Below are 26102 nucleotides of genomic sequence, written 5' to 3'. Positions count from 1 at the left end.
GTCAGGCCTCCAATGATTGTCGCAATTCCCATCAGAATTGCAGCCAGCCCGCGCCCGGTTGTTCGCTCTGCCGCAACTCAACCTTCCGCCCGTCCGGATCCTCCACCACATACACCGGCTCCTGATCGACTACATTCTGAGACAGAATTCGCAATACTGGCCTCTTCCAGGCTCTCTCGCAGATCCATAGTCGTTCTCGTGAATTGAGATTTCACCTACCAGACGAAAGCGAATGGACCATTATTCTCTGCAAGCTTTTGCGAGAATTCCTCGTCTGAAAGTATGCAGTACCGAATCAGCTCGATTAACGAAAGGATTAAAGGGATATAAGTCCACACGAACAAAATATACAAAATTCCCCAACCCCAATTGCCCAGGTAAAACTTATGAATCCCCAACCCTCCCAGAAAGAAAGCCAGGAAACCGGCAACCCGTTTCGATTTTTCTGGTCGCTCTGGCAGAATCTTCGGAGCGTTGACGCCAGCCCCCAAGGGTTCCTCAGTTGAATAAAGCATGGTCTTACAATGCTTGCATTTGATCGCTTCGGCTTTAATTTCTTCACAACAGAAAGGACATAGCATGGCCCGGACCTCGGTATTTCGCTCGGATTTCGATTTGACTGACTAACTTGCAGCCGCAATAAAAAAGGCAAACAATAAAAACATGTTTAAACAGCTCAAAATAATTCCAGCAATCGCAACACCGCGCCCTCTATTTTGGATGCAGACGGAAACGATTCCCAAAGCAATACTGATAATCCAAAATAAGAAGAAACCCGCAAAGGTATCACCGTCCCAGGAAGCGATATCAAACAATGCGACAAAACAAAGTATCGCCAGAACTAGTGGAGGAACCGCCAACCACAAAGAGCCAGTCTGCTTTTGAGCTGCCTGACTTGACGCCTGCGCTAAATTGTTCTGAGGGGAAGAGTGAACCAGCATGCTTTGGCAATGTCTGCATTTAATCGCTTTTGCTTTTATCTCCTCCCGACAAAAGGGACAAAGTTTGGTATCGCTTGTTTCCAAGATGAATCCTCTCTACCTGTAACAGTACTCATTCTCGATTCCAGATATGGATCATTTCTGAGGAATCTTTTTGAGTCCAGCCCCTCACATTGATCACTCATACACACCTAATCTTTTTTTGAGTAAAAATCAAGCACAAGCATACATATTTGTACATTACGTTAAATTTATCCAATCGTTTGACCGTGATGACTACTCTGACAAGAGTTGACCACTATTAACACATCCCTTTTCGTGCATTTCGTGGTAGCAAAAATTCATCCCGTCAGTAATCAACCACCACGTTTCCATCGCTGCCGCGCCGCATCCAGCAGCACCGCGACGATAATCACCGCTCCGGTGATCACCCGCTTGAGAGGATCGGTCGCCCCAATCTGGGCCAGCCCTGTCTGCAGCACCGCGATGATCAGCACGCCGAAGAACGTATTAATCACTGAACCCCGGCCGCCCATCAGACTCGTCCCGCCAATCACACAGGCCGCAATCGCCGAAAGTTCGAGTCCCACCGCCGCGTTCGGATCTGCCGTTGAGAGTCGCGAGGTCTGCATCACACCCGCCAGGCCACACAACAGACCACTGATCGCAAACACCACGATCGAGCAGGGGGCCGTCCGGATTCCCGACATCCGCACCGCCTCCGCATTCGTTCCGATCGCCACACAATAGCGACCAAAGACTGTCCGCGTCAGCAGATATTGTCCCACCGCCACAATCACCAGCGCCAGCAGAAACGCGGGCGAGAACAGCAGCCCCTTCACAGGCACACCAATCCATTCAATCGACGATCCAATGTACTTCGTCTGCGAATCGGTCAGCAGGTATGCACCGCCGCGTGCCATCTCCAGCATCCCCAGCGTCACAATAAACGAAGGAATCCCCGCCTTCACACTGATCACACCGTTGAGCATCCCACACAGCGCACCGGTCCCCAGGCAGACAGGCACCGCCGCCCACAAAGGCCAGCCCCAGTCGACCATGCACACGCCCAGCACCGCCGACGAGAGCGCCAGCAGCGAACCGACCGACAAATCGATCCCGCCAATAATCAATACCAGCGTCATTCCCACCGAAATCACCAGCAGGTCCGGAATGTTATTCGCCACCGTAGCCAGCGTCTGCCGCGTCAGAAAGTGATCGCTCATCTGGTGGAAAATCAATACCAGCAGTACCAGCACTCCCAGGAGGCCCGCATATTGAAACAGTGAATACGTCAGCCCGCCATGCGAAGATTGGCGATCCGGGAGTGGAGCAGGGGAGTCAGTCATCGCGTCGTTCCTCCAGAGTTTGTTTTCTCTTGTGATGTATACCCTGCAAAGCAGTCCTGCATAATCGCGTCATACGACCACTCTTCCCTTTTGTATTCGCTCACCAGCCGACCTGCCGACATCACACCAATCCGGTCGCAGGTCTCGAACAGTTCTTCCAGGTCACTGCTGACGATCACCAGGGCTTTCCCTTGCCGGGCCAGTTCATCAAACAGCTGATGAATCTTCCGCCGCGCCGCCACGTCAATGCCCCGCGTCGGTTCGTCAAACAGAAACACATCCGCATCCTTGAGCAGCCACTTCGCCACCGCGACCTTCTGCTGATTCCCCCCGCTGAGCGTGCCCACACTCTGTTCCATGTCCCGGGCATGAATCCCCAGTCGTTCCCACTCGGTCCGCACGACGGTCGCTTCCCGCTGACGGTCAATCACGCCTGCAGTCCCCGCCAGTCGATCCAGACTGGGCAACGTCGTATTCACCCGGATCGACTGTGAGAGCAGCAATCCGTTCTGCTTGCGGTCCTCCGTCACCATCGCCATTTTCGCCGCCACCGCCTGGTGCGGATGTCCGAATCGACGGGGCACACTCTCGCCCCGCAGAAATATATCACCTCGCATCGCGCGATCCGCTCCGAAAATCAGCCGCAACAGTTCCGTCCGTCCCGCTCCCACCAGCCCCGCGATCCCATACCGTTCCCCCGCCTGCACGGAAAAGCTGACCTCCTGAACCGGTCCCCCCGTCATGCCGTCCACGCCTAACAGCGTCTGTTCCCGGGAGTGGTTCGTATGCTCCTGGAGCGCATGCTGCACCGCCTGTGTCTCTCCGGTCATCAGGTCCACCACCCGTTCGATCGGCTGAAACTCACTCACGGCATGCGTACTGACATACTTCCCGTCCCGCAGCACGGTCAACCGGTCCGCAATCCGGGCGATCTCATCCAGGCGATGGCTGATATAAATGATCCCCACGCCCTGCGCACGCAACTCATCCAGCCGCGCAAACAGACGCTCCGTTTCCCCTGCACTCAGCGCCGCCGTCGGCTCATCCAGAATCAGCAGCTCGCACTTCCGATCCAGCGCGGCCGCGATCTCCAGCATCTGCTGCTGGCCCACTCCCAGGCTCCCGGCACTCTGATCTGTTGATATATCCGAAAGCCCGAATCGGTCCAGCGCTGCACGAGCCTGCTGCTGCAGTTCCCGACGATTGATCACGCCCCACCGTTGAGGATAGCGTCCCAGCAGCAGATTCTCGGCCACGGAGAGGGTCGGAATCAGGTTCAGTTCCTGCTGCACAATCTGCACGCCCAGGGACTCCGCCGACCGCTTATCTACGGGAGAGTAGGGGACGCCGTTCAACAACATCTGACCTTCCGTCGGCGGGACCAGGCCGGAAATCATTTTGCACAGCGTACTCTTCCCGGCTCCGTTGGCGCCTACCAGCGCGTGAATCTCACCCGCGCGCAGCTCAAACGAAACACCGTCGAGCACACGCACCACGTAGTCCTTCGAGAGCCCTTCTGCAGAAAACCGCAGCGTCGTGCCCGTCATTTCAGAACCTCAGCCGTCACCAGATCGACGGGTGTCTCCCGGTCTTCCAGTTTCGCCTGCGGTTCCTTGAGCAGGTTCAGGGCATACTCGATGCCATACACGGCCAGTTGATCGCCATGCTGATCCGCGGTCGCCAGAATCTGTCCGTCTTTAATCGCCTGCTGTACCGCAGCGATGTTATCAAAGCCGACAATAAGCACATCGCCCGCTTTGCCGTTGTTCTTCACCGCCGCCAGGGCTCCCAGCGCCATACTGTCATTCGCCGCCAGGATCGCCTTGACTTTGGGATGTTCGCTCAGCATCGATAACGCCAGCGTATTCGCCATACTCATTTCCCACTGGGCCGACTGGCTGTCCGCAATCTTGATATCTGCGGCCTTCATCGCCTCTTCAAAACCGAGCCGCCGCTGTGTCCCGTTGAATGATGTCCGGATCCCCTCCAGCACGATCACCTCATCCCCGGCTTTCAGCTGTTTGGCCAGATAGTCGCCCACCTTTTTCGCCCCGGCTTTGTTATCAGGACCAACAAACGGAATCTCGATCTTCTCCGCTTCCAGGATTTCCTGATCCAGCTTGTTGTCGATATTGATTACGACCACGCCCGCTTCACGGGCCCTTCTCAGAGCCGGCACCAGTGCTTTCGAATCCGCGGGGGCAATCACAATCGCATCCACGCCGCTGGCGACCATCTCTTCGACCAGCGCCACCTGGCGACTCAGATCGCGTTCATCCTTGATCCCGTTGACGACCAACTCGTATTCGTCGCTGTGCTCCTGCTGATGCGTCTCGGCCCCTTTCGCCATCGTCGAGAAGAAATCATTCGCCAGCGATTTCATGATCAACGCAATCTTCGGCTTCTGATTCTCTGACTTCTCCTCATTCGATTTTGCTGCGTTATCCGCCGGTTCTGCACAACTCAGCAGCAGACCACAGATTGTCAACACCAGGGCCAGCCTGGTCCCTTTCCTGAACTGATTCATCGAAGCGCTCCTGTCTTATTTGGTTAAAAGTGTTTCAATCTGTTCCCGCGTCGGCATCGCCGACTGGGCGCCCGCCCCGGATGCCGCCAGAGCCCCCGCCGCCGAAGCAAACCGGACGGCTTCCTTCAAATCGGCCTGTTCCGCCAGTCGGACAGCCAGTCCCGCCGCAAACGCATCTCCTGCTGCCGTCGAGTCGACCGCATCGACTTCAAACGCGGCTACCGTTTCCACGCACTCACCATCGAAGATCACCGCCCCCTGATCGGCCAGTGTAATAATCGCCCGTCGCGGCCCCAGCTGTACCAGTTCAGAAACGAGAGCCGCCTCCTCCACAGAACCGACAGACTGCCCCAGCAATGCCGCCGCCTCCGACTGATTCGGACAGATCAGATCCACGTCCAGCAGTTCCGCCGGGAAATGAGCCGGGGCAGGGGCCGGATCCAGGATCACAGGTACCCCCGCCTCCCGCGCAATGTTCGCAGCTGCGATCACCGTCTCCACCGGGACTTCAAGCTGCATCAGCAATACATCGCTGTCACAGATAACCTGCCGCGCCTGCTCCAGTTCCGCCGGTCCCACCAGACCGTTGGCACCGGGGACCACCAGAATCGCGTTTTCGCCGCTCGTCTCCACCATTACCACCGCGACGCCGCTGGTGGTCTCTCGCTTACGCGAGACGAGTTGCGTCTGCACGCCTTCGGCCTCCAGGTTTTGCACCAGTTCCTCTGCGAAACTGTCATCCCCCACGCAGCCGATCATGGTCACTTCCGCTCCCATCCGCGCTGCGGCGACAGCCTGGTTGGCCCCTTTACCTCCGGGGTTTTCGACTTTCGCATCGGCGATCACCGTCTCGCCTGGCAGGGGTAACTTCGCCGACCGGATCATCAGATCCATGTTGATTGACCCCAGCACGGCAATGCGGGCACGTCGTGTCTCGCTCATCACGGCCTCCCGTTCTACTATTTCTGAGGAGGCTGACTGGAGAGCTGCACGAGCGCTTCAATCAGGCGGGCCCGCTGCACATCATTCAGTTTCAGATAGCGATGCTTGCCGTCCGCTGTTTTTTCAAAGGTCGTCAGGCCATCTTTCTCAACGGTCACGGTGCCGGCATCCGACAGATCGAAATACCCCCGATGTGGAAAGACGCCATACAGCACGCTGGTCAGATCCCACGTAGGACGATCGTGCGGCGGCGGAATATACAGAATATAAGCCTCCGCCAGCGGATGATGATCTACGTAGTTATAGTCCTCCAGGATGCTCTCGTGCGGGTAAGGGACCGACAGACCAATCTCAAAGCCGCTCCAGACAATCGGCGTCGGCCAGTCTTGCGCCAGCTTCTGCGCCGCTGGAATGTCTTTCACCACGTTGTATTCCCGATGATCGACCATCATCCCCTTACGCGGAATCTTCTCAAACGCCCCCGCCATTACTGACAGCAGCTTCACTTTCTGTTTTACCAGCTGCTCCCCGGTCAGCGAACTGATGTCATCCGCGGGCGACTTGAGCAGATTCGCCAGGTTCGTCGAAAACCCGACCTGCGCGATCACCACCGAATGATCTTTCGCTCCCGCCAGTGCCTTCCGCAACACGGTCACGGCTGAGGGTGCCTGTTTCGGATCCGTCAGATCGTGGGGATACCGCAGCTCGCCGTTGTCCTTCTTTTCTGCCAGCACATTAAACTTCCCTGGCTGGGGAGTCACACCACTCTGACAGACTCCGATCGGCACATCTCCCTTACCATAAAACGTATTCACGGCATCGGTAAAAGACGCCGCCAGCGGATTGTCTTTCGTAATGGTCACCGCCAGTAGCTTGCAGTCGCCACGGGCCTCCAGCGCGTGGATCATGCCCAAGGCGAGGACATCGTCCACATCGTTTCCGATATCCGTGTCAAAGATCAGCGGCACCGGACGTTCCGGTTCGGCAGCAGTAATCCGGTTCAGCGGCACTGCACAGACCAGGCTGAGCACCGCTGCCGTCAGGGCGAGCATCTGAGGGAATCGTTTCATTGCAGGATGTCCTTCTTCTGGTTGATAAATCGTCCTCACTCAGGCGGGCGGCTGTATGGAAGCCCGCTGAATGAGCTGGACGGGAATCTGATAATGTTTCTGTTCGGGTGGTTTGCCGGTCCGGATCTGCTCCAACAGTAATCGGGCCGCCACGCGCCCCAGCTGGTTCACATCCTGGCTGACCGACGAAAGCGGCGCTGCCAGATAAGCGGCGAACGGATGATCGTCGAATGCGATCAATGACAGATCACCGGGAATGGTACGTCCCCGTTCGCTGGCCGCCCGCAGTGCCCCCAGTGCGTTCTGGTTACTGAAAGCAAACAGCGCGGTGATCTCGGGACGTTCCGTGAGCAGCGTTTTCGCGGCTGCATATCCGGAGGCCTCATCAAAATTGTGACCGGCGATCAAACCCGGATCATACTTCAACCCCTGATCCTCCAAAGCGGCCTGCACGCCCGCCAGTCGTTCCCGGTTGGGCAGGGTCTCAGGCAATCCCTGTAACACGCCGATTGTCTTGTGTCCCGCTTCCAGGAGTTGTTGCATCCCCTCCCGGGCACCCGCCCGATGGTCGGAGGTCACACTCACCAGCGCGGGATCGTCAAAGCCACGATCGACCAGCACCAGGGGCAGCTTCTGTTTCGCCAGCGATTTCAAATGGCGGTTCTCTATCCCCACCGGGCAGACCACCAGCCCTTCAATCTGACGGGCCTGCAACTGGTCCACCAGCCGGGCCTCGGTCTCACTGTTTTCCTGGCTGTCCGTCAGCAGCACCAAATATCCCTCTTCCTCGGCCGCCAGGGTGATCTCCCGCGCAATCGCCGCAAAGAACGGGTTCGCCACATTAGGTAGCACCACGCCCAGAAGTTTGGTCTGTTGAGAACGCAACGATCGCGCCAGCAGGCTGGGGGAGAACTGCAGTTTTTCGGCTGCTTTCCGCACCGACTGCTCGGTCGCACTGCTGATGCGATACGCTTCCGCCTTACCGGAGAGAGCCCGTGAAGCCGTCGAGACACTCACTCCGGCAGCGGCAGCGACCTCTTTCAACGTAATCGATTTGTTTACAGACTTGCTCATGGAACCCCTTTGCACAATCGATTGTGCATATTACCAGATCAGCAGCGAAGATCAAGCAAAACCGGGATTTTCAGATTTAGAAATCAAACCAGGTGCGGCGTAGGGGCTGGCCTGTGTGCCTGCCCGCCTCGCGACAGACAAATCAGTTGACACTTCAAACGGGACTGGATACTAAACTCAAAAAACACGAAACAGGGTGCCCCCTCAATGTTTCTCGAAACCTCAATGCCGGGTGGTACCGGATGCAATCCGGTATCGCCGCAGGCAACAGGAGGTCACAGGGAGCACGCTGTCTATGTAAAAAACGCGCCTCACCTTGGAGAAATCATACAGATCGGATCGGCCCGGAAAAGGGGAATATCCGCCACCAGCTGGTCCTCGTCAAAGCACGACTAATTCAAAGTCAAAACCATCGCCCACTCACTCATCCAACGCAAACTCTTCCAGAATCCGACGGGCCGGCTCTATGTCTCCCGCCAGGAGCAGGGCGGTCGCTTCATTCAGTTTCGCTGTCACGGTCTGCTCGCCCGCATACTGTTTCTTGAGTCGATACCACAACACCGGCAGCCGTAAATCGCGGGCCGTCCCTGCAACTTTCCGGGGAGACCGGGCTGCAATAAACGAACGGATGATCTCCAGATTGCGATAGCCCCCCTGTACCTGAGGTTCCACCACGGTTCCTTCGCCATAATCGTTCCAGGTCGCGACCTGAATCAGAGGAGTATTGCTTTCGGCTGCCAGTTGCAACGTTTCCTGTAGGGTCTTTCCATCCCGGGCCTCGATTGATCCATAGCTCGCATGCAGGCCCGCCTGCTGATAGATGTCGTGAAAGCCGGGAAAGGCAACTGATATAACCGTCTCCTGTGGCGCTCGTGCGTAGTACTCAGTAAGCCGTTTCCGCCACATTTCAGGCGTGACAGTTTTCCCACCCGAAACAGGAGGCCAGGCAAAGAGTCCATCCAGCCCGGCTGGTTGAACCAGATGCGGCAATCCACAGATCAGCGGTGAATGCTTCAAACCGGTTCTCAATTCTTTCCACTGTGATTGATTTAAATACTGAGGACCAAAAACCAGCAGCAATGGCTTGCCGTCAACCTGTAGATAAGCGTCATCGCCAAACCAGTGCTCGTCCAGCCAGCCCATCACGGATTTCCCCTGGGCTATCACCTGAGAGGCTGGAATCTGTTTTCCCTCCACCAGATGTTTGAGTGTCTGGTCTTCGTAACAGATCGCAAACTTCAACCCGGCCCGTTTCACAAATTTGATCAGGTGCTGCGTGTTACGGTGCACCATTCCGTAATCGCGAAAATCCGTGATCCCGTACCAGTCGATGATCACTCCCTCAATCCCTGCCAGCTTCATGAGCAAGACCTGACACTCCAGCACATCGGGATCATTCGAATCATACAGCCCGATCACAGGGGGATCATGCGTGGCCGCTTCTCTGATCCCTTTTCCTGCCAGCTTGTCCGGATTGAAGTGCCCCATCGTCCAGTGCCAGCCCCATTGTCCGCTGACCGGCTTTGACGAATACCAGGGCATGTAATGCACGAACACCGGTTGCTCAGCCTGTGCAGAGATCTGAGACAGCAGAAACACCAAAAGCATGCTGCCCGCAGACAGCATGCTTTTGACTCGAAATGGAATTCTAAAACGCAGCCACTTCACAATTATTTCAATCCTATAGAATACAGATGCTTGCGGGTCCGAATAAACAACCGCCCGTCCGCGATCGCCGGGGTCCCCAGAATCGAATCCCCCATGTCGTTCTTGGCGATGATCTTCTGCTCGGGACCGTCTTCCAGCACCACGATCTTTCCGTTCTCGCCGGCGACATAAATCTTCCCGTCGCCATAAATCGGGGAGGCGAAGTATTCGCATTCGTTCTGAATCCGTTTCGGTCCCCAGACCTTCTTGCCTTTGTCGATTTCATAACAGGTCGAAATCCCGCCCCCTTTGACCAGGAACATCCGGTTCTCTGTCACCAGCGGCGAGACAATATGGTCGGTGTACTTGGTCTTATGCTTCCAGAGCAGATGCGATTTCGTTACGTCGCCGCGTCCGCCCCCTTTGACGGCCAGTACGAACTCCTGGGCCGGCTCTTCACCAAACTTGGCACCCGCCTCGTTACCGGGAGGCAGAAACGCGATGTCCAGTTCTTCCCCTTCCAGTGCGCCATCCTTATTCAGATCGCCCCGGTCGAAAGTCTTCTTGTAGAACGCCTCGGGCACTTTAGTCTTACCCACGAACGCCTGGATCTCTTCCTTGGTCACCTTACCATCGCTGTTACCGGTCTCCCAGCGGTCGATCGAAGCCAGCCACTGATTGGCAATCCCGCCACTCTGCAGTGAGACATAGATAATCCCGTCTCGGCTCACCGGCGTGGTTTTGATATTTCGCAGCAGGGTACGTGCACTCCAGAGCCGCTTCCCGGTCTTCGGATCGTAGCCGATCAGCTTCCCGGTTCCCGCGACAACGATTTCATCTCCTTTATCCGTTTCACAGATCACCGGATGAGAATAGTTCACCGCCTGGTCGCTGCGATCATCTTTCCAGACAATCTTGCCGGTCTTTTTATCGAAGGCATAAAATGCCGGCGCCAGGTCATCGTCCTGACAGAACAACACCAGGTCCTTATACAGAGTCGGGGACATCCCCGCGCCCCATTTGAAAACGAAGTAGGGAATCGGCAGTTCCTGTTTCCAGACATCCGCCCCCGTCTCAGCATCGACGGCCAGCATCCCCAGTGTGCTGAAGTAGAAGTAAACCCGTTCGTCATCCGCAGCAGGGGTCGTGGCAGCGAAGCTGTTGGTTTTGTGAATCTCTAAAAGCTCACCCGTATCCCAGGTCCGCTCCCACAGTTTCTTACCGGTCTCGGCATCAAAGGCGTACAGGCCGACCTTCTCCTTGTCGACCATTCCCGAAGTAAATACGCGTCCGCCCGCAACCACCGGACAGCCGATGCCGTCGCCCAGTTCTGCAGACCAGATCACATTTTTCTGATCGTCGAACTCAGCCGGCAGTTTATGTTTCTCAGTGGAAACCCCAGAGCAGTTCGGGCCGCGGAACTGGGGCCAGTCCTCCGCCTGTGCGGGACGCATCCCGTTGAACCCGGTGAAACATAAAACCTGTAAAGCCAGCAACAAACATTGATTCCGTAACGAAAGCATTCCCTGAATCTCCTGCGATCTGAAAGAGAGATGACCTAGCGCGATGAACTCGACTCTTCAATACCTGATTATCTGTTATCCAATGTAACTGCATGTCACCACAAAACCTACAACAGAAACCGACTTTTTTTGGACCCGGAAAAACACATAAAAAACCTTACATATCATAGAGACAGCCCGCCGATGAATTGTTAGAATGTCCCGACAGAAGTTTCCGGCCGCCTCGCCGGGACTTCTCACTGCTGGCACGAGCAGGAATCGAATTCACGTAACAGACTGAATGGAACGAAAGGTTCACCCCATGTTCTCGATTCTGAATCAGCCCCAGCGCGCCACGGGAAAGATGTCCCGTCGCGATGTCCTCACCACCGGCGGAGCAGGGCTCCTCGGTCTCTCGCTCCCGAAAATGCTGCAGGCAGAACAGCAGCAGATCGTCAACCCGTTTCAGGGGGGGCGGGCGAAATCGGTCATCTTCCTGTTCCTCTTCGGCGGCCCGAGCCAGCTCGAAACCTTCGACATGAAGCCGGAAGCACCCAGCGAAATTCGCGGTCCTTTCCAGCCCATCGACTGCCGCACCCCGGGACTGCTCATCAGCGAACACCTGCCGCGACTGGCGAATGTCTCCGATAAATTCTCCGTCGTCCGCAGCATGACGCACACCTTCAACGATCACAGTGGTGGCGGTCATTACATCCAGACCGGACAACGCTGGCACCTTCCCATCGGCGGTGGTTTCGATGCGACTCCCAAAGACTGGCCTTCGATGGGATCGGTCGTCGAATACCTGACTCAGCACACACCCGGCGGACTCGAACGCGATCTCCCCAACTACACGGTGCTTCCCAATCGACTTGGTCGCCTGCAGGCCGGCGGTCGTTATATCCGCCCCGGTGAATACGCTGGCTGGCTGGGACGCGCCTACAATCCGCTCTCCACCACCGTGGACAGCCGCGACTCCACCGATAATCCCTACTGGCGCGACTGCTCCGATAAAGAACTCAGTTACCAGATTGAAGGGCTCGCCCCTGAAGTTCCCCTGTCGACGATTCAGCGTCGCATCGATCTGCTCAAGCACTTCGATCTGATGAAACGCAACTTCGACAAAGAGGACGCCCAGATCTTCGACCGCTTTCGACAACGGGCGCTCGCCCTTTTGACTTCCGACAACACCCGCAATGCACTCGACATCAAACAGGAACCGGATGCCCTCCGCGATCAGTACGGACGGCACCTGTTCGGTCAATCCTGTCTGATGGCACGCCGCCTCGTGGAAGCCGGCGTGCGCTTCGTCACCGTGCATTATGACTGTGTCGACGGCTACAGCTGGGACTCGCATCGCAACAGTGACGATGTCAAACAGAACCTGCTGCCGACCTTCGACCAGGGCTGCGCCACACTGCTGGCCGACCTGGAACAGCGGGGCATGCTCGACGAAACTCTCGTCGTCGCCCTGGGGGAAATGGGCCGCACTCCCAAACCGAACAAGAGCTGGGGTCGCGGCCACTGGAGTCAACTCTTCCCGGCACTGCTCGCCGGAGCCGGTATCCAGGGAGGCACCACTTACGGCAGTTCCGACCGTCAGGCCACCAAACCGATTGAGCATCCCACGACTCCCGAAGACCTCGCCGCCACTATCTACTGGGCGCTGGGAATCGACCCGGGCCTGATGCTCCCCGACTCCCTCGAACGCCCCATCCCCATCAACGACGGCGGCGAACCACTCAAACAGCTCTTCGGTTGAACCTTCTCGATATGATTCTCTGCGTAGGGGCGGTGCCCATGTGCCCGCCCGCCTCTCGACGTCACGTCGCCAGTGAAACACGTCAAGGGACCCAGATAAACGCGCCCCGGGGTGGTCCCGAATGTAATTCGGGATTGCCGCAGGCAACAGGAGGTCGCAGAGCACACTCTCCCAGTTTGTGGTTCGACCGCCAAACTCCCACCTGCCCAAATCCCAGCCTGTCGTTTCCCTCACTGAACGTCCCTCTCATCGACCTGCTCATATTGAACTTGATCGGCTCTTTCCGAATCGTATTTTGTTGCAATTGTGCTTCGCGCGCGAGGCGGACGATGCGTGCACTGGAACACGACGAACCACTGACCCAGATGCACCTGAATCGACGCCGAATTTTCCCGTTTTTCACCGGAACAGTTTGAACCGGTCCTCGATGTCTCGTAACATTTCAAATCATTTCGGAGCATACTCAACGCATTTCAAACCAGACTCACCTGAATTTCAGGTGCACTCGCAGTGAATTCAGAATATGAATTCCGCTTGACGCCCTCGCGCCGTTCCGGAAGATAGCATCCGTTCGCAGCCGCGTGTAAAAACAACGCCTGCCATCACCCACAAACATAACCATCGGCACCGACGGGAACAGGCAAAAACCGTCACTGCCTGCTGGACGTACTGCGCAAATTGAACTGTGAAGCGGGAACAGCCCGCTTCCATAACAGAACACGAACTCCGAAATTCCTTGCATTCCCGACCACAATCGGCTCCAATCATGGTTGTCAACATCATCCCGCCTGTCCCCGTGTATCGCTAAAAGGTTTCCCATGCTGCGCTCAGCCTTGATCACCGCCTGCCTGTTCTCGACCTCTGTCTGTTTCGCCGCAGACACGACTCCGAAATTCAAACCACAGACCATCGACGATACCGTCGAGATCGGCTACGGCACCGCCATCGGTGATGTCAACGGAGATGGAAAGCCGGACATTCTGCTGGCCGACAAGAAAGAATTCGTCTGGTACGAAAACCCCAGCTGGCAGCGGCACGTCATCGCCGAGAACCTGACTGAACGCGACAACGTCTGCATCGCCGCCCGCGATATTGACGGCGACGGAAAAGTCGAAATCGCCGTCGGCGGACAATGGAATCCCGGCGACACCCTGAATTCCGGTGCCGTCTTCTATCTCGTTCCCCCGGCCGACCGCAGTCAACTCTGGGAACCGGTGAAGCTCCCTAACCAGCCGGTCGTGCATCGTATGCGCTGGGTCAAACTGGACGATCAGAAATTCGCACTCGTCGTTTCTCCTCTGCACGGAAAAGGCAACAAGCGGGGCGAAGGGGCCGGTGTCAAACTCATCGCTTACGAAAAGCCGGACAACCCCCGGGACGAGTGGCAGCAGACCGTCATCGAAGACACGATGCACGTCACCCACAATCTCGATCCCGCCCAATGGATCCCATCCACACCGGCGGAAGAAATTCTCTACGCCGGCCGCGAAGGCGCGATGCTGCTCTCCTACCAGAACGGCAAATGGACCACACAGAAATTCCCTCTCATCGAGGGGAGTGGAGAAATCCGCATGGGCCAGCTGGCACCAGAGAATCAATTCATCGCCACCATCGAACCCCTGCACGGCGACCGCCTGGTACTCTACCAGTCTGCGGGCTCGAACAAGGGAATCGACCAGCGCCAGGTCCTGGACGACAACATCAAAGCCGGCCACGCGGTTGCCACGGCAGACCTGTTCGGTGATTCGCAACAGGAAATCGTCGCAGGCTGGCGTACGCCCAACAAAGATCAGAAGGTCGGCGTCAAAGTCTACTGGGCCACCGACGCTTCAGGAAAAACGTGGGAGTCAGCCTGGATCGACGACAACGGCATGGCCTGTGAAGACCTGCGTCTGGGCGACCTGAACGGCGACGGCAAAATTGATATCGTCGCCGCTGGTCGCAATTCCCATAATCTCAAGATCTACTGGAATGAATCGAAGTAGACCGACCGGTTACATCGTCCGGCCGCCATCAACGACCAGCATCTGCCCGGTGGAGAGTGACGTTCCCAGCGCGAGATAGACCACGGTATCCGCGATATCTTCCGGCAGGGCAGGGCGGGGGATCGGGTACTCGGAGGTCATCTCCGCCAGCTGCTCATCAGTCATCACTCGCTTCAGCCAGCGGCTGTCGATCGGACCGGGGCAGACAGAGTTCACACGAATCTCCGGTCCCAGTGCACGGGCCAGGGATTTCGTCATCGTATTCAGCGCCCCCTTGCTCGCACAGTAAGGCACGCTCGAACCGCGTCCATCAACGCCTGCCGTCGAACTCACGTTCACCACCGCGCCAATATCACTCTCGCGTAACAGCTTCGCGGCGGCACGAATACAGAAGAAGGGGCCCTTCAGATTCACGCCCAGCAGGCGATCCCAGATCTCCTCGGTTACCGCGTCCAGATCGTTGTGTTCGATGAATTCGGTGGTCCCCGCATTATTCACGAGCACATCCAGTCGCCCCCATTTCTCTTCAACTTCGCCCACCATCTTCCTGACGCCGGCATCATCACTGACATCGCACTGAATCAACAGCGCCTGCACACCCAGTTCTTCCACCAGCGTTCTGGTTTCCTCGGCTTCTGTCTGGCTCTGCGAATAGTTGACGACGATGTCAAAGCCCTCTTCGGCCAGCCGCAGGGCACAGGCCCGGCCCACGCCTGTGGCAGAACCGGTAATCAGGGCGACGTAATTATCATTCATCAGGGTTGTTTCCATATAAAACTTGTGTTTGAGAAAGCACGAATCAGCAGAGCTTAACCGCAGGGGTTGGCTTCGACAATGCCCCAGTCAACTTCCACTCCCAGTCCGGGAGCCTCGGGCAATGTGATGACGGGTCCTTCGATCTGCAGCGGATTTTTGACGACCGAGATTTCATGGTATTCCGGTCCCAGAATATCCCCCGGGTACTCTTCGATGTTCATGTTGGGACAGGCGATCACGGAATGGCACATCGCGGCCGAAGCAATATCCAGCTCCAGGTTCGAACCAATACTGCAGGGGATTCCATATTCGCCGGCGTATTTCACAATCTCGACCGTCTTGCTGATGCCTCCGTTCTTGCCGGGATACACGTTGATCACATCGCAAGCTTCGTTGCGGATACACTCTTTGGCATCCGCCAGGTCAAAGCAGATGTCATCCGCCATGATCTCCGGCTTGATCGCCCGTCTCACTTCAGCCAGTGCGGCGAAATCGCCCCGATGCGTGGGCTGTTCAAACAGGGCCACGTTGAATTCCTCCATGCGTTCCATCGCGGCAATCGCGGTCGCTGCATCCCAGCCCGCGTTCGCATCGATGGTCAGTTCCAGGTCTGGCCCCATCGTTTCCCGCACCATTTTGACGCGGGCCACATCGTCATCGGGATCCGTTCCCACCTTGACCTTGATCGTGCTGAAACCGGCTTCCACCAGTTCCTTTGTCCGCCGCTCGGCCCGTTCCAGCGAATACGCGCCCATGGAGAACCGGCACTTAATCGAACGGCTACGGGCAGCGCCGCCCAGCAGTTCATACACGGGCTTACCCGCTTCTTTGCCTTTGATATCCCAGCAGGCCATCTCAATCGCCGACTTGGCAAACCAGTTCCCCTGCGCGATCTTGTCCATGATCAGATTCACACCATCAATATCACACGGATCATGCCCCAACAGCAGGGGAGTAAAGATCCGATCCACCAGTGCCTGGGCGCCCCAGACCGTCTCACCACTCCAGCGGGAGATGACCGTCGCCTCTCCGGCCCCTTCAATCCCGGCATCGGTCTCAACGCGTAACACCAGGTATTGGGAAACATCATGTTTCCCCAGTGCGGAGATCATGCGGCGTTCCGGTTTGAGGGGAATACGTACGGGAAAGGTCTTAATCGCGGTAATCTTCATGGCTGGTCGTCTCGCTTCCTTTCAGAGTGAGTATGAACTCAAACATCAACCGGCGCGGGTTGGCGATGATTGCTCTCATAATACCAGAACCCGTATCAATCAGAAATCATCAGCCCCACCGTGAACCATGAAATCAATGGATTCAAAAGTAGGGGCTGGCCTGTGTGCCTGCCCGCCTGGCGAGCCTCATTCAAAATAAAACACATGAGGGAAAATTGTAAACACGTTCCCCGGGTGGTCCCGAATGCAATTCGGGATTGCCGCAGGCAACAGGAGGTCTCATAGTATCCGCCATCTAGTGAGAAATCGTCCCACTATTTTCCTCTCAGAATTAATTTTCAAAGGGTAGGCCCGAATGCAATTCGGGCCGAGCGCAGCGAGCAGGAAACTGACAGGGAAATAGACCTGCACAGAACCGGGAAACCAAACTGAGCGACTTGCAGGGGCGGTGCCCATGTGCCCGCCCGCCTGGTGACATCCAAACCGGATCACACTTCGATCGGAACCGGATACCACTTTCGAATACCACCACACAAACGACACCAATACAGCGGGCCACCACACAGGGTGGCCCCTACGTGTTACCCTCAGTTGAATTCCCCCCCTCATTCCGCTAAAAGCAACGTACACTTAATGCCTCAATCCCGAACCCTGAACTCAGCGAGTTTTCCGTGTCAACACTGTCAGACCGTCTCCCCACCACCGAACAACGCATCCTCGCAGGGATCGAAGCAGGACTGCATACCGGCGTACAGATCTATGTCTCTCACCAGGGAGAAACCATCGCAGATACCGGCGTCGGTGAAGCCCGTCCCGGAGTGCCTATGACCGCCGAGACAATCAATCTTTGGCTCTCCGCAGGAAAACCACTGACAGCGATGGCCATCGCTCGTCTCTGGGAGCAGGGACAACTGAGCCTTGATGACCGCGTTACCCGGTTCATCCCCGAGTTCGGCACGCACGGTAAAGAACCGATCACGCTGCTGCACATCCTCAATCATACTGCCGGCTTCCGTAATGTCGATCCCGGCTGGCCGGAACTGGACTGGGACGAATCCCTGCAACGCATCTGTGATGCGCCCCTCGAAGAGAACTGGCAGATCGGTAAAACCGCAGGTTACCATGTTTCGTCCAGCTGGTTCATCCTCGGTGAAGTCCTGCAGCGAATTACCGAAACCGCTTATCCCCAGGCCATGCGGGAACTGATTCTCGAACCGCTGGGGATGACCGGCAGCTGGCTCGGCATGCCTGCAGAAGTCTACGAACAGTTTCAAGAGAACATCGCGTACGTGTACCAGCGAGATAAAGGGGAGATGCTGCTCACCGACTGGCACGAGGCGCCGCGGTGTATCAAAGCTTCGCCCGGCGGCAATGCCCGCGGCCCCATCCGCGAACTGGGCTGGTTCTATGAATGCCTGCTCAATGCGGGAATGCCTCTGTTTGATCCGCAGACGGTCGAAACCATGACCACCCGACATCGCGTCGATGAATTCGACCTGACCCTGCAGCACAAGGTCGACTACGGTCTGGGCTTCATCGTCAATTCAAATCGCTACGGCGCTCAAACCGTCCCCTATGGTTTCGGTGAGGCCGCTTCCGAACCGACCTTCGGACACGGCGGCTCTCAGTCTTCCATCTCCTTTGCAGATCCGGAACGGGAACTGGTCGTCGCGGTCGTCGCGAATGGCAGACCGGGTGAACCCAAACATCAGCGCCGCGCAAAAGAAATCAACGACGCCATCTACGCCGACCTCGGCCTCAACTAGCATCTTCCGGGTCGGGTGCTCCCGGATAAAATCCGGGATTGCCGCAGGCAATAGGAGGTCTCTGTTCTCACGTTGCCTGATAAGCAAACGCGCCTCACTCAAGCTGCTATTCAGCATCAAAAATGGGAACTCAATTCGCAAGTTCTCTCAGCAACCTCCTGCTCGCTGCGCTCGGCCCGAATTTTATTCGGGCCCATCTATGAAGAACATCTTGTCAAGTGATTTAATTCTTTGCGCATGGATTCCTTTCTGAGACACAATCAAGCGGTACGCTCAACCATCTATTCGGGATCGACCACTGTTGCAGGCCGTCGCCATTAAACATCCGTACGAAGAACGCCCCATTCACCCTGACGAAGGTCGCAGACATTTCCCCGCCTTCATGGGCCCGGTCGGGGTCGTTCACACATTCCCGATTGATTTTGTCTCTGATGTTATTAATTCAAATCTGTATTACTCGTCAGCCTGTTTCAGGCAGGCTGGTGTGTCGCTGTGAATGGTTCGCCTGATTTCATGATCGCGACCATCATTCCCAGCAGACGCCTGGCGATCGCCACGATGGCTTTTTTAGCCTTCAAGCGTTTTTTCAACCTCTCGTAGATCGTCTTCCAGCGCGGTACCCGATACACCAGTTGCCAGGCGGCCTCCACCAGCGCCCAGCGCAAATAACGGGAACCTGCCTTTTCGATGTGGAGTTCCTTCATCTTCCCGGCACTTTCCCGTTGTCCCGGTGCCAGGCCCGCGTAGGCAACTACCTGCTTCTGAGAGTCGAATCGATCGATGTCTGCAATCTCCGATAACACGACTTCAGTGATCACAAAACCAACGCCCGGGATACTCTGCAGCAGTTCCCGCTGATGCTGTTCACGAATCGGAGCCGTCCCGGCAAAGTCGACCAGTGCCTGGTTGGCTGACTTCAACTGTTGGAGAAAGAAAAGCCATTCTGAGGTCAGTTGATTCATGCAAATCCGATCAGCGGCCGACAGGGGATAGCTGCTGACATACTCTTGTCCCGCTTTTCTGAACAGGTCTGGTCGATCTGCATTGTAGTTGCTCATGATCCGTCGCATGCGATTCTTGACCGAAGTAATCCGGCGTTGAATGGAGCTCCGCTGACGTACCAGGCCGCGGTGATCGCGTTGCCGAGGGGTTGGGCGATACGAGGCTGGTACCATGTCTCTTGACAGAAACTCGGCCAGAACCTGGGCATCGAGACGATCGCTTTTCCGCGTGGACTCAGCGATGACCCGCAATTTACCAGGGTGGGCGAGGATCACTTTATCAGCCAGGGGCTCGATGAGTTTGATCAGCCATTCGTAGCTGGCCGTCGCTTCCACGACCGCGCGAAAGGGCCCCAGTTCCTGGATGACCTCCTTGAAGAAGGCCACGATAGCAGCTTCATTGGCGCACATCAGACGTTTCCGTTTCTCGATTTTACGCGCTTCATTTACGACGCAGACTGTGATACTCTGTTTGTGAAGGTCGATGCCGGCATAAAACATGAGTGGTTCCTTTCTTTTGTGGAAACAAGGTTGTAACAAACTATGTTTACCACGCGTTAAAGAATACCACCACCGGCTCGGCCTTCTTACATAGTTTCACCCACCACTGATCTCTCAATCAGAGAATGAGAGGCATCCCCTACGGCGCGACCGCACCCACATAGGGTTTCATCCCACCAGGTGTCCCTGCAACCTTACGGGCCGGGTTGTCCGGGGCAGGGGACAGGAACTTCTCATCACCGGGCGTGGTGGAAACAAAATCGTTCAACTTCGCGTCCCCCTGTTTGCCTTTGTTCTTGAACAGATTCAGTTCGTTCGCAGGCAACGGGTTGGGCGCTGTGCGGGAGGAATAGTTTTCCTGGGCTTTCAGAATTTTCCCCCAGAGCTCGGGATTATTGTTCTGTTCCACCTTGGCTTCCGCCCCTTCGACAGTCGAGAACAGGTTACGGGAAATTTCCACCAGTTCGCTGTCGGGGGTCGGCATCGCGGTGATCACAATCGCCGAGTTGGTGATAAAGAAAGTGTTGTTGGTCAGCTTGAGACTGCTGAAAGTATATCCCAGCGACTCGAACTGAATGCCCGTCATGCTTTCGGAGAAAATACACTCCTTGATCTGCGTGTCCCGCACACTGGACGAGAACCGCGCGCCAATCTGCATCGCTGTCAGGCAGCGGACATTCGCCAGAACCAGACCACGGTTTGTTTCGCCGGTGAAGTCCAGGCCGATGGCTTTCGGGCTGCCCGCCTTGAGGCTTACATTCTCGAGCAGGAACGGTTCATTCCCCAGACCGGAAACCCCTTTCGCCAGGACTCCGGTCTGCTGAAAATCATTGACCTTCAGATTTTTCAGGCTGGTTCCCACGAGGTATTCAGACAGTTCGATCGCCACCTTTTTCCCCTGGGCACGGATTAAGAATCCGTCGATCGTCAGCCCTTCAATTCCCTTGAGATTCAGCACCGCTTCCGGACCCTCGGGAGCCAGAATCACCGGTTTGCCGTTCTCGGCCACGATGCTAATTCCCTTGGGATAACTCAGATCCGAATTATCGATCTGAATCCGCTCTTTGAGTTCCTGACCGGCGGCCACCTTGATTGTGTACTGTTTACTGTCGACTCCAAAGGTCTTGTCAAAGACGATCTTGATATCTTTCAGAGCCGCGGCGATCGTTTTGTATTTCGCCTCCGGTCCCACCATGATTTCATCCGGCAGGCTGTCCGGTTCGGGCGGTGGCGCCGGTTCGGTCTTTTTATCAGCAACCACTTCCGGGGCGGGCTTCTCATCTTCGCCGCCGGAAAGGGCAAACATCACCACGCCGATAATCAACAGCACCCCAATCCCGCCGCCAATCACTGCAGGCATGATCCACTGACGTCCGCCGATGACAGCTTCTGCGGCAGCCGCCTCTTCTACGACTTCCGCTTCTTCCTCATCCACTTCTGCTTCGAGGATCACAGAATCATCGGGCAGGGCCTCGCTGACTGGAGCCGGCTTCTTAACGGGCTTCTGCGCCGCCTTGGCCACCGGTTTCGCAACCGGCTTCGCCGTTGGTTTCGCGACTGGCTTTGCGACCGGTTTGGCCACGGGTTTCGCTGCCTGTTTTTCCTGGGGTGGCTCCGGCTTGATTTCTGCTGCCGAAGATGTCACCGCAGAACTGCCGGCAATCCGTGTCGACGCCGAACTGATTTTGTCATCGGGCAGAACCGAAGAGTCACGCACATTGAGACTGGAGGACGCTGGCTGCAACAATCCCGGATTCCGTTGTGGTTTAGGAGCCTCGGGTTTCGGGTTCTCTGGTTTGGTTTCGCGGGCGATGCCGGATTCTTCCTTCAGGTTCGACAGGAACGCTGCCAGCTCCGGATTCTGATTCCCTTTCTCCGCACCACTACCACTGCCTTCCCCCTGGGTCAGCCCCACGCCAGACCCGACGCCGCTACTCAAATTGTTCTGCCGCCATTCTTCATCGGTGTGACTCTGCAGCCATTCATACAATACCGCTGCCACTTCATAGGCTGTCTGATACCGTTCTTCCTTATCCTTGGCCATCATCTTATTCAGAATCTGCACCAGATCCTCGGGGGTATCGGGACGGTCATCCGTCACCGGAGGCGGTTCCTTGGTCTGATGCGCCATCAGTCGCTGTGCCAGGGAACCTTCGGTGAAGGGGGGATGCCCCGTCAACAGGAAATACAGCGTACATCCCAGGCTGTAGATGTCGGCCCGGGAATCCACCTGGTGACTGTCAATCGCCTGCTCGGGCGCCAGGTAATCTGCCGTACCCAGCACTTTTTCATCGTGAGCGATCGTCAGCGATTTGTCTTCTCCCTCATGGAAGAAACGCGCCAGTCCCAGATCGAGGATCTTGACGACCCCTTTCGAATCAACGAGCAGGTTGCCCGGCTTGACGTCGCGGTGCACCATGTCTGCTTCATGAGCATGCGCGAGACCATTGGCTGCCTGGCGGATGTAATTCACCGCGTCCCGGAAATCGAGGATCCCGTTCTTGTTGACGATCTCCTGCAGATCTTTCCCGTCCACGTATTCCATGACCAGGAAGTGAATCTCGGCGTCGTTCTCTTTTTCATGATCGACGTCATACGCGCGTACAATATTCGGATGATCCAGCGAGGCGACCGCCTGGGCTTCGCGATGGAATCGCGCCAGGTAAGAGGCGTCATTGACGCGTTTGGAAGGCAGGACCTTGATAGCACATCGCCGCCGCATCAGCACGTGTTCCGCCAGGTAGACCGAACTCATGCCCCCTTTGCCGACCAGGTCCAGCAGTCGGTATTTTCCCAGGAAAAAACCCTTGTGTTTTCCCTGCAGCAGCTTGTTTGCCTGCCAGCGCGTAAGTAAAGCTCGCCCAATCAGTTCCTCGGCGATCTCACTGGGTTCTCCCAGTTTTCGGTCCTGCTCCTGGTATTCCGCGAGGAGCTTTTTCAGCTGATCGACCGATACCAGACCGCTCTGCTTCACCAGGTTCAGAAAACCCTCGGCCGTTTGTTTACCTGCCATTCTTTACCAATTCGTTCAACGTGTCCATCGATGAAACTCTCATCTGCGCGGGGCTATAGTAACACTCTAGCATCCGATTTAACGACTGACCAGTATTGGTTTAAGGAATATCCTGATTCCCCGTGAATGCAAAATTCGCCACTTGGGGACACCTGGTTTTCATAAATCAGCTCAGACAATTTGAACACTACCGGTTTGCCCCGGGAAATTCAGAACGTGCTCCCAGGCCCCTCGTTCTCACAGAAACAGGGATAAAACCGGGCAGAGATTTAAAAAGCAGGGCAATTGACTATAATATTTGGCGTCAGGATTCGATGATTACTTATATAGTACAGATCAGGGACCGGTCTGGCTGCTCACAGGGACGGATCAGGAAAGACACATGAGTACGATTGCACATAAAGAGGAACTACCGCCGGGGCTCGCATTTCTGGGTAACTCCATGTTATTTCTAGGGTTATCCATCCTGGCTCTCTCATTTATCGGAACGGAATGGCTCCCCTTTGAGATGCCACGCTCCTGGTACTCCAGCCCTTCGATCTGGAAACTGCTCGCGCTGGGACTCTCCGGAGGCGGAGTGGCGGTTCTGCACCAGGTTTCTAAAGTCGAAATGAAAAAACAGCTCAGGCAGCAGCCTATCGTACAAGACGCAGACTGGATGCCCGAAGAACCGGGCCAGCGGTTTGAAAGCCTGACTGTCTACACCAAACACGATTGTCCGCTCTGTGAAGAGGCAATCGACATCCTGGAAGACTACGCCGCCTACCTGCCAGCCTGGGAAATGATCGATATCTTCAGTGATCCCGCCCTGGTGGAAAAATTCGGCACCTGTGTCCCCGTTGTGCTCATCGATGGCAAAATCCGCTTTCGAGGCCGCATTAACGAAGTTCTGCTTCGGCGGATGATCGTCGCCTCTCCGGTAACCCAGGCCATCAAAAAGAAATGCGGCTGTAACAAGCAGGGTTGTGGCTGCCAGCGGAAGAATCCGGATGCTGCTGCGACGGGTGAATCATCCGGCTGTGGTGGTCAGTGCCGTTGTGCATAGCGGCGGTAACGGCCTGATTCGGCTCGAAAAACGGGGCAGGGGCCCTAAAATCGGACTGGCAGTTATTGTGATTCGACTTTAAATGAGATAAATTACAGAAATCAAAGTCAGCTATCTCGGGAGTAACAGGCCCGGTATTCATAAACTTTCATCACATTAGGCTTATAGACCATGTCGTCTGAAATCTCATTGAAGAATTCAAAAATCCTCATCGCAGATGATAATCATCAGAACTGTGAACTGCTCGATGCCTACCTGCTGGATGAAGGCTACGAAACGTTCATGGCCTACGATGGGAAAGAGACGCTGGAAAAAGTCGCTGAAATCGAACCCGACCTGATTCTGCTCGACATCATGATGCCCAAGCTCAGCGGTTATGAAGTCTGTGCCCAGCTCAAACAAAGCGAAGAGACCCGTGACATTCCGATCCTCGTGATCACCGCGCTGAGTGAAATGGGCGACATCGAGAAATCGGTCCAGGCCGGCTGTGATGACTTTTTAACCAAGCCCGTCAACCGCATCGAACTGACGACCCGCGTCCGTTCACTGCTCCGCGTACGTCACCTGACCAATGAACGCGATCGACTGCTGGCCTACCTGGCTGAGGTGGAAGGTTCAACCAATTCCGCTTCCAGTGATTCATAACCCCTCGATGCAGGCAACCGGGACCCGCTGCAAGTCCGCCTGTATTGATCCTATATAAATACGCTCCACTCCCACTCTGTCGGGATGCTGGACCTCGCTGATCTTTTCGAGCGTCCCCGATATTCGTTCGATCTTTTTAATTAGAAAACTCTCATGAGTGATTCTTCGCCCTCCGTCTCGGAAACGAACGGGGAAACCGACACACCACCGTTACCGCGCGTCCTGCTCAAGCCGCGCCGCGCACTTCCGTTCTTCGGTCGACACCCCTGGGTCTTTGCCGGTGCCATCTCGCGCATCGAGGGCAAGCCCCAGCCGGGAGAGGAAGTCCTGCTGCAGACCGAGCGGGGCGAATTCATTGCGCGAGGCCTGTTCAACCCGAACAGCAACATTCGCGTGCGACTCTACTCGTGGGACGCAGAGCAGCCCCTGAATGACGAACTCTGGATCGAGCGACTCACACAGGCCGTCGCACTCCGCGAAGAGACCGGGCTCCTGGAAGACTTCGAAACCTCCGGCTGCCGACTTGTGTTCAGTGAAGCCGACCAGCTTTCGGGACTCACCATCGACCGTTACGGTTCCTGGTTCCTGGTCCAGTTCTCCAGCCTGGCCCTCTCGCAGAAACAGGATCTGGTCATTCGCTTCCTCAAGGATCGCTTCCCCTGCAAAGGCATCTGGCTCCGCACGGAGAAGGGGATGCGCGAAGCCGAAGGCCTGGAAATTTCCGATCAGCTGCTGTTCGGCGAAACTCCGCCGCCGCACTTCTTCCTCGAAGAGAACGGCATTCGCTACGGCATGAACATGGTCACCGGACAGAAGACCGGGTTCTATCTCGATCAGCGCGACAACCGCCTGGCAGCCGCCCGCTATCTCAAGAATCATCGCGTCCTGGAAATGCACTGCTACACCGGTGCCTTCGCGCTGAATGCCATCATTCATGGACAGGCACAGTCGGTGCAGGCCTTCGACGCGTCCCAGGGGGCCATCGAACAGGCCACCGCCAATGCAGAACTGAATGGCGTCGGCAACCGGATCCGCTTTCAGTCGGGCAAAGCTTATGCGGTGCTCGAACAGTTCAAAGAGCAGGGGGAGCTGTTCGATTCCGTAATCCTGGATCCCCCCAAGATGGCCCGGCACCGCAGTGGGGTCAAGCAGGCCCTCAAAGGTTACTTCAGTCTCAATCGGCTCGCCCTGGATGTGCTCAAACCGGGTGGCATCCTGGTGACCTGCAGCTGCTCCGGACTCGTCACGCAACAGGACTTTCAGCAGATGCTGGCCTCGGTCGCACAGCAGACCGGTCGCCACATCCAGGTCCTCGAACAGCGAGGCCAGCCGGCCGACCATCCGGTTTCCCCCAGTTGTCCCGAGAACCACTACCTGAAATGTTTTATCTGCCGCGTCGCCTGA

21 protein-coding genes are annotated in these 26102 nt (G+C 56.3%); 6 read left to right on the top strand and 15 right to left on the bottom strand.

Annotation, left to right across the window (positions count from 1 at the left end; all coding sequences use genetic code 11):
• Nucleotides 1-31: 31 nt before the first annotated feature.
• From HG66A1_RS32630 to HG66A1_RS10845, 11 genes are all read right to left on the bottom strand, one after another.
• Complete coding sequence (locus HG66A1_RS32630) at nt 32-154, bottom strand: hypothetical protein (RefSeq protein ID WP_261344728.1); 123 nt, start codon at nt 152-154, stop codon at nt 32-34.
• 61 nt (nt 155-215) lie between these two features.
• Nucleotides 216-515: a TM2 domain-containing protein gene (locus HG66A1_RS32800; protein ID WP_197997096.1), complete on the bottom strand. Its 300-nt coding sequence runs from the start codon at nt 513-515 to the stop codon at nt 216-218.
• 108 nt (nt 516-623) lie between these two features.
• Nucleotides 624-1025: a hypothetical protein gene (locus tag HG66A1_RS10885; protein ID WP_145183282.1), complete on the bottom strand. Its 402-nt coding sequence runs from the start codon at nt 1023-1025 to the stop codon at nt 624-626.
• Nucleotides 1026-1297: 272 nt separating this feature from the next.
• Nucleotides 1298-2290, bottom strand: coding sequence for an ABC transporter permease (locus HG66A1_RS10880; RefSeq protein ID WP_145183279.1), 993 nt, complete (start codon nt 2288-2290; stop codon nt 1298-1300).
• Nucleotides 2287-3837: a sugar ABC transporter ATP-binding protein gene (locus HG66A1_RS10875; protein ID WP_145183276.1), complete on the bottom strand. Its 1551-nt coding sequence runs from the start codon at nt 3835-3837 to the stop codon at nt 2287-2289. The genes HG66A1_RS10880 and HG66A1_RS10875 overlap by 4 nt, the downstream gene beginning before the upstream one ends.
• Nucleotides 3834-4817 (bottom strand): sugar ABC transporter substrate-binding protein, encoded by a 984-nt coding sequence (locus HG66A1_RS10870; protein WP_145183274.1) that lies wholly within the window; start codon nt 4815-4817, stop codon nt 3834-3836. Before HG66A1_RS10870 ends, HG66A1_RS10875 begins: the two co-directional genes overlap by 4 nt.
• A gap of 15 nt (nt 4818-4832) precedes the next feature.
• Nucleotides 4833-5759 (bottom strand): ribokinase, encoded by a 927-nt coding sequence (rbsK, locus tag HG66A1_RS10865; RefSeq protein WP_145183272.1) that lies wholly within the window; start codon nt 5757-5759, stop codon nt 4833-4835.
• Between the two features lie 17 nt (nt 5760-5776).
• Entirely contained in the window at nt 5777-6829 is a 1053-nt protein-coding gene (locus HG66A1_RS10860; protein ID WP_197997095.1) for a nucleoside hydrolase, read from the bottom strand.
• A gap of 39 nt (nt 6830-6868) precedes the next feature.
• Nucleotides 6869-7903: a LacI family DNA-binding transcriptional regulator gene (locus HG66A1_RS10855; RefSeq protein WP_145183269.1), complete on the bottom strand. Its 1035-nt coding sequence runs from the start codon at nt 7901-7903 to the stop codon at nt 6869-6871.
• A gap of 420 nt (nt 7904-8323) precedes the next feature.
• The gene (locus HG66A1_RS10850; RefSeq protein WP_197997094.1) at nt 8324-9502 is read right to left on the bottom strand and encodes a glycoside hydrolase family 71/99-like protein; all 1179 of its coding nucleotides are present in this window, start codon (nt 9500-9502) and stop codon (nt 8324-8326) included.
• 71 nt (nt 9503-9573) lie between these two features.
• Complete coding sequence (locus HG66A1_RS10845; RefSeq protein ID WP_145183263.1) at nt 9574-11073, bottom strand: PQQ-binding-like beta-propeller repeat protein; 1500 nt, start codon at nt 11071-11073, stop codon at nt 9574-9576.
• Nucleotides 11074-11374: 301 nt separating this feature from the next.
• Between HG66A1_RS10845 and HG66A1_RS10840 the strand changes: the two genes are divergently transcribed.
• Nucleotides 11375-12814, top strand: a complete 1440-nt coding sequence (locus HG66A1_RS10840; protein WP_145183260.1) for a DUF1501 domain-containing protein — start codon at nt 11375-11377, stop codon at nt 12812-12814.
• An 818-nt stretch (nt 12815-13632) separates the two neighbouring features.
• A complete protein-coding gene (locus HG66A1_RS10835; protein WP_145183257.1) occupies nt 13633-14799 on the top strand; it encodes an FG-GAP repeat domain-containing protein in 1167 nt (388 codons plus the stop codon).
• A 9-nt stretch (nt 14800-14808) separates the two neighbouring features.
• Here the strand turns inward: HG66A1_RS10835 and HG66A1_RS10830 are convergent, their stop codons facing one another.
• Together HG66A1_RS10830 and HG66A1_RS10825 are read right to left on the bottom strand one after the other, a co-directional pair.
• Nucleotides 14809-15555, bottom strand: a complete 747-nt coding sequence (locus HG66A1_RS10830; protein WP_145183254.1) for an SDR family NAD(P)-dependent oxidoreductase — start codon at nt 15553-15555, stop codon at nt 14809-14811.
• Between the two features lie 53 nt (nt 15556-15608).
• Nucleotides 15609-16727 (bottom strand): mandelate racemase/muconate lactonizing enzyme family protein, encoded by a 1119-nt coding sequence (locus HG66A1_RS10825; protein WP_145183251.1) that lies wholly within the window; start codon nt 16725-16727, stop codon nt 15609-15611.
• 671 nt (nt 16728-17398) lie between these two features.
• On the opposite strand from HG66A1_RS10825, the gene HG66A1_RS10820 reads away from it, so the two are divergent.
• Nucleotides 17399-18493 carry a serine hydrolase domain-containing protein gene (locus HG66A1_RS10820; protein WP_145183248.1) on the top strand — a complete coding sequence of 365 codons (1095 nt, stop codon included), beginning with the start codon at nt 17399-17401 and terminating at the stop codon, nt 18491-18493.
• Between the two features lie 470 nt (nt 18494-18963).
• Here the strand turns inward: HG66A1_RS10820 and HG66A1_RS10815 are convergent, their stop codons facing one another.
• Both HG66A1_RS10815 and HG66A1_RS32625 read right to left on the bottom strand, forming a co-directional pair.
• Nucleotides 18964-19995, bottom strand: a complete 1032-nt coding sequence (locus HG66A1_RS10815; RefSeq protein ID WP_145181141.1) for an IS110 family transposase — start codon at nt 19993-19995, stop codon at nt 18964-18966.
• A 139-nt stretch (nt 19996-20134) separates the two neighbouring features.
• Nucleotides 20135-23008: a serine/threonine protein kinase gene (locus tag HG66A1_RS32625; RefSeq protein ID WP_145183246.1), complete on the bottom strand. Its 2874-nt coding sequence runs from the start codon at nt 23006-23008 to the stop codon at nt 20135-20137.
• Between the two features lie 382 nt (nt 23009-23390).
• Here HG66A1_RS32625 and HG66A1_RS10805 point away from each other — a divergent pair, with 382 nt between their 5' ends.
• The 3 genes from HG66A1_RS10805 (at nt 23391) to HG66A1_RS10795 (ending at nt 26102) form a co-directional block, all read left to right on the top strand.
• Nucleotides 23391-24053 (top strand): glutaredoxin family protein, encoded by a 663-nt coding sequence (locus HG66A1_RS10805; RefSeq protein WP_145183243.1) that lies wholly within the window; start codon nt 23391-23393, stop codon nt 24051-24053.
• Nucleotides 24054-24224: 171 nt separating this feature from the next.
• Nucleotides 24225-24698 (top strand): response regulator, encoded by a 474-nt coding sequence (locus HG66A1_RS10800; RefSeq protein ID WP_145039544.1) that lies wholly within the window; start codon nt 24225-24227, stop codon nt 24696-24698.
• A 153-nt stretch (nt 24699-24851) separates the two neighbouring features.
• Nucleotides 24852-26102 (top strand): class I SAM-dependent rRNA methyltransferase, encoded by a 1251-nt coding sequence (locus HG66A1_RS10795; RefSeq protein WP_145183240.1) that lies wholly within the window; start codon nt 24852-24854, stop codon nt 26100-26102.

The organism is Gimesia chilikensis, assembly GCF_007744075.1.
In the GTDB taxonomy this organism is placed as follows: Bacteria; Planctomycetota; Planctomycetia; order Planctomycetales; family Planctomycetaceae; genus Gimesia; species Gimesia chilikensis_A.
This window is presented reverse-complemented; position numbering and strand designations above follow the sequence as displayed.

What these genes read in the sequence shown, in the direction of transcription:
- HG66A1_RS32625 (WP_145183246.1), bottom strand. Translation starts at nt 23,008, where the DNA reads ATGGCAGGTAAACAAACGGCCGAGGGTTTTCTGAACCTGGTGAAGCAG.
- rbsK (WP_145183272.1), bottom strand. Translation starts at nt 5,759, where the DNA reads ATGAGCGAGACACGACGTGCCCGCATTGCCGTGCTGGGGTCAATCAAC.
- HG66A1_RS10875 (WP_145183276.1), bottom strand. Translation starts at nt 3,837, where the DNA reads ATGACGGGCACGACGCTGCGGTTTTCTGCAGAAGGGCTCTCGAAGGAC.
- HG66A1_RS10795 (WP_145183240.1), top strand. Translation starts at nt 24,852, where the DNA reads ATGAGTGATTCTTCGCCCTCCGTCTCGGAAACGAACGGGGAAACCGAC.
- HG66A1_RS10880 (WP_145183279.1), bottom strand. Translation starts at nt 2,290, where the DNA reads ATGACTGACTCCCCTGCTCCACTCCCGGATCGCCAATCTTCGCATGGC.
- HG66A1_RS10845 (WP_145183263.1), bottom strand. Translation starts at nt 11,073, where the DNA reads ATGCTTTCGTTACGGAATCAATGTTTGTTGCTGGCTTTACAGGTTTTA.
- HG66A1_RS10870 (WP_145183274.1), bottom strand. Translation starts at nt 4,817, where the DNA reads ATGAATCAGTTCAGGAAAGGGACCAGGCTGGCCCTGGTGTTGACAATC.
- HG66A1_RS10860 (WP_197997095.1), bottom strand. Translation starts at nt 6,829, where the DNA reads ATGAAACGATTCCCTCAGATGCTCGCCCTGACGGCAGCGGTGCTCAGC.
- HG66A1_RS32800 (WP_197997096.1), bottom strand. Translation starts at nt 515, where the DNA reads ATGCTTTATTCAACTGAGGAACCCTTGGGGGCTGGCGTCAACGCTCCG.
- HG66A1_RS10800 (WP_145039544.1), top strand. Translation starts at nt 24,225, where the DNA reads ATGTCGTCTGAAATCTCATTGAAGAATTCAAAAATCCTCATCGCAGAT.
- HG66A1_RS10835 (WP_145183257.1), top strand. Translation starts at nt 13,633, where the DNA reads ATGCTGCGCTCAGCCTTGATCACCGCCTGCCTGTTCTCGACCTCTGTC.
- HG66A1_RS10825 (WP_145183251.1), bottom strand. Translation starts at nt 16,727, where the DNA reads ATGAAGATTACCGCGATTAAGACCTTTCCCGTACGTATTCCCCTCAAA.
- HG66A1_RS10830 (WP_145183254.1), bottom strand. Translation starts at nt 15,555, where the DNA reads ATGAATGATAATTACGTCGCCCTGATTACCGGTTCTGCCACAGGCGTG.
- HG66A1_RS10855 (WP_145183269.1), bottom strand. Translation starts at nt 7,903, where the DNA reads ATGAGCAAGTCTGTAAACAAATCGATTACGTTGAAAGAGGTCGCTGCC.
- HG66A1_RS10840 (WP_145183260.1), top strand. Translation starts at nt 11,375, where the DNA reads ATGTTCTCGATTCTGAATCAGCCCCAGCGCGCCACGGGAAAGATGTCC.
- HG66A1_RS10805 (WP_145183243.1), top strand. Translation starts at nt 23,391, where the DNA reads ATGAGTACGATTGCACATAAAGAGGAACTACCGCCGGGGCTCGCATTT.
- HG66A1_RS10815 (WP_145181141.1), bottom strand. Translation starts at nt 19,995, where the DNA reads ATGTTTTATGCCGGCATCGACCTTCACAAACAGAGTATCACAGTCTGC.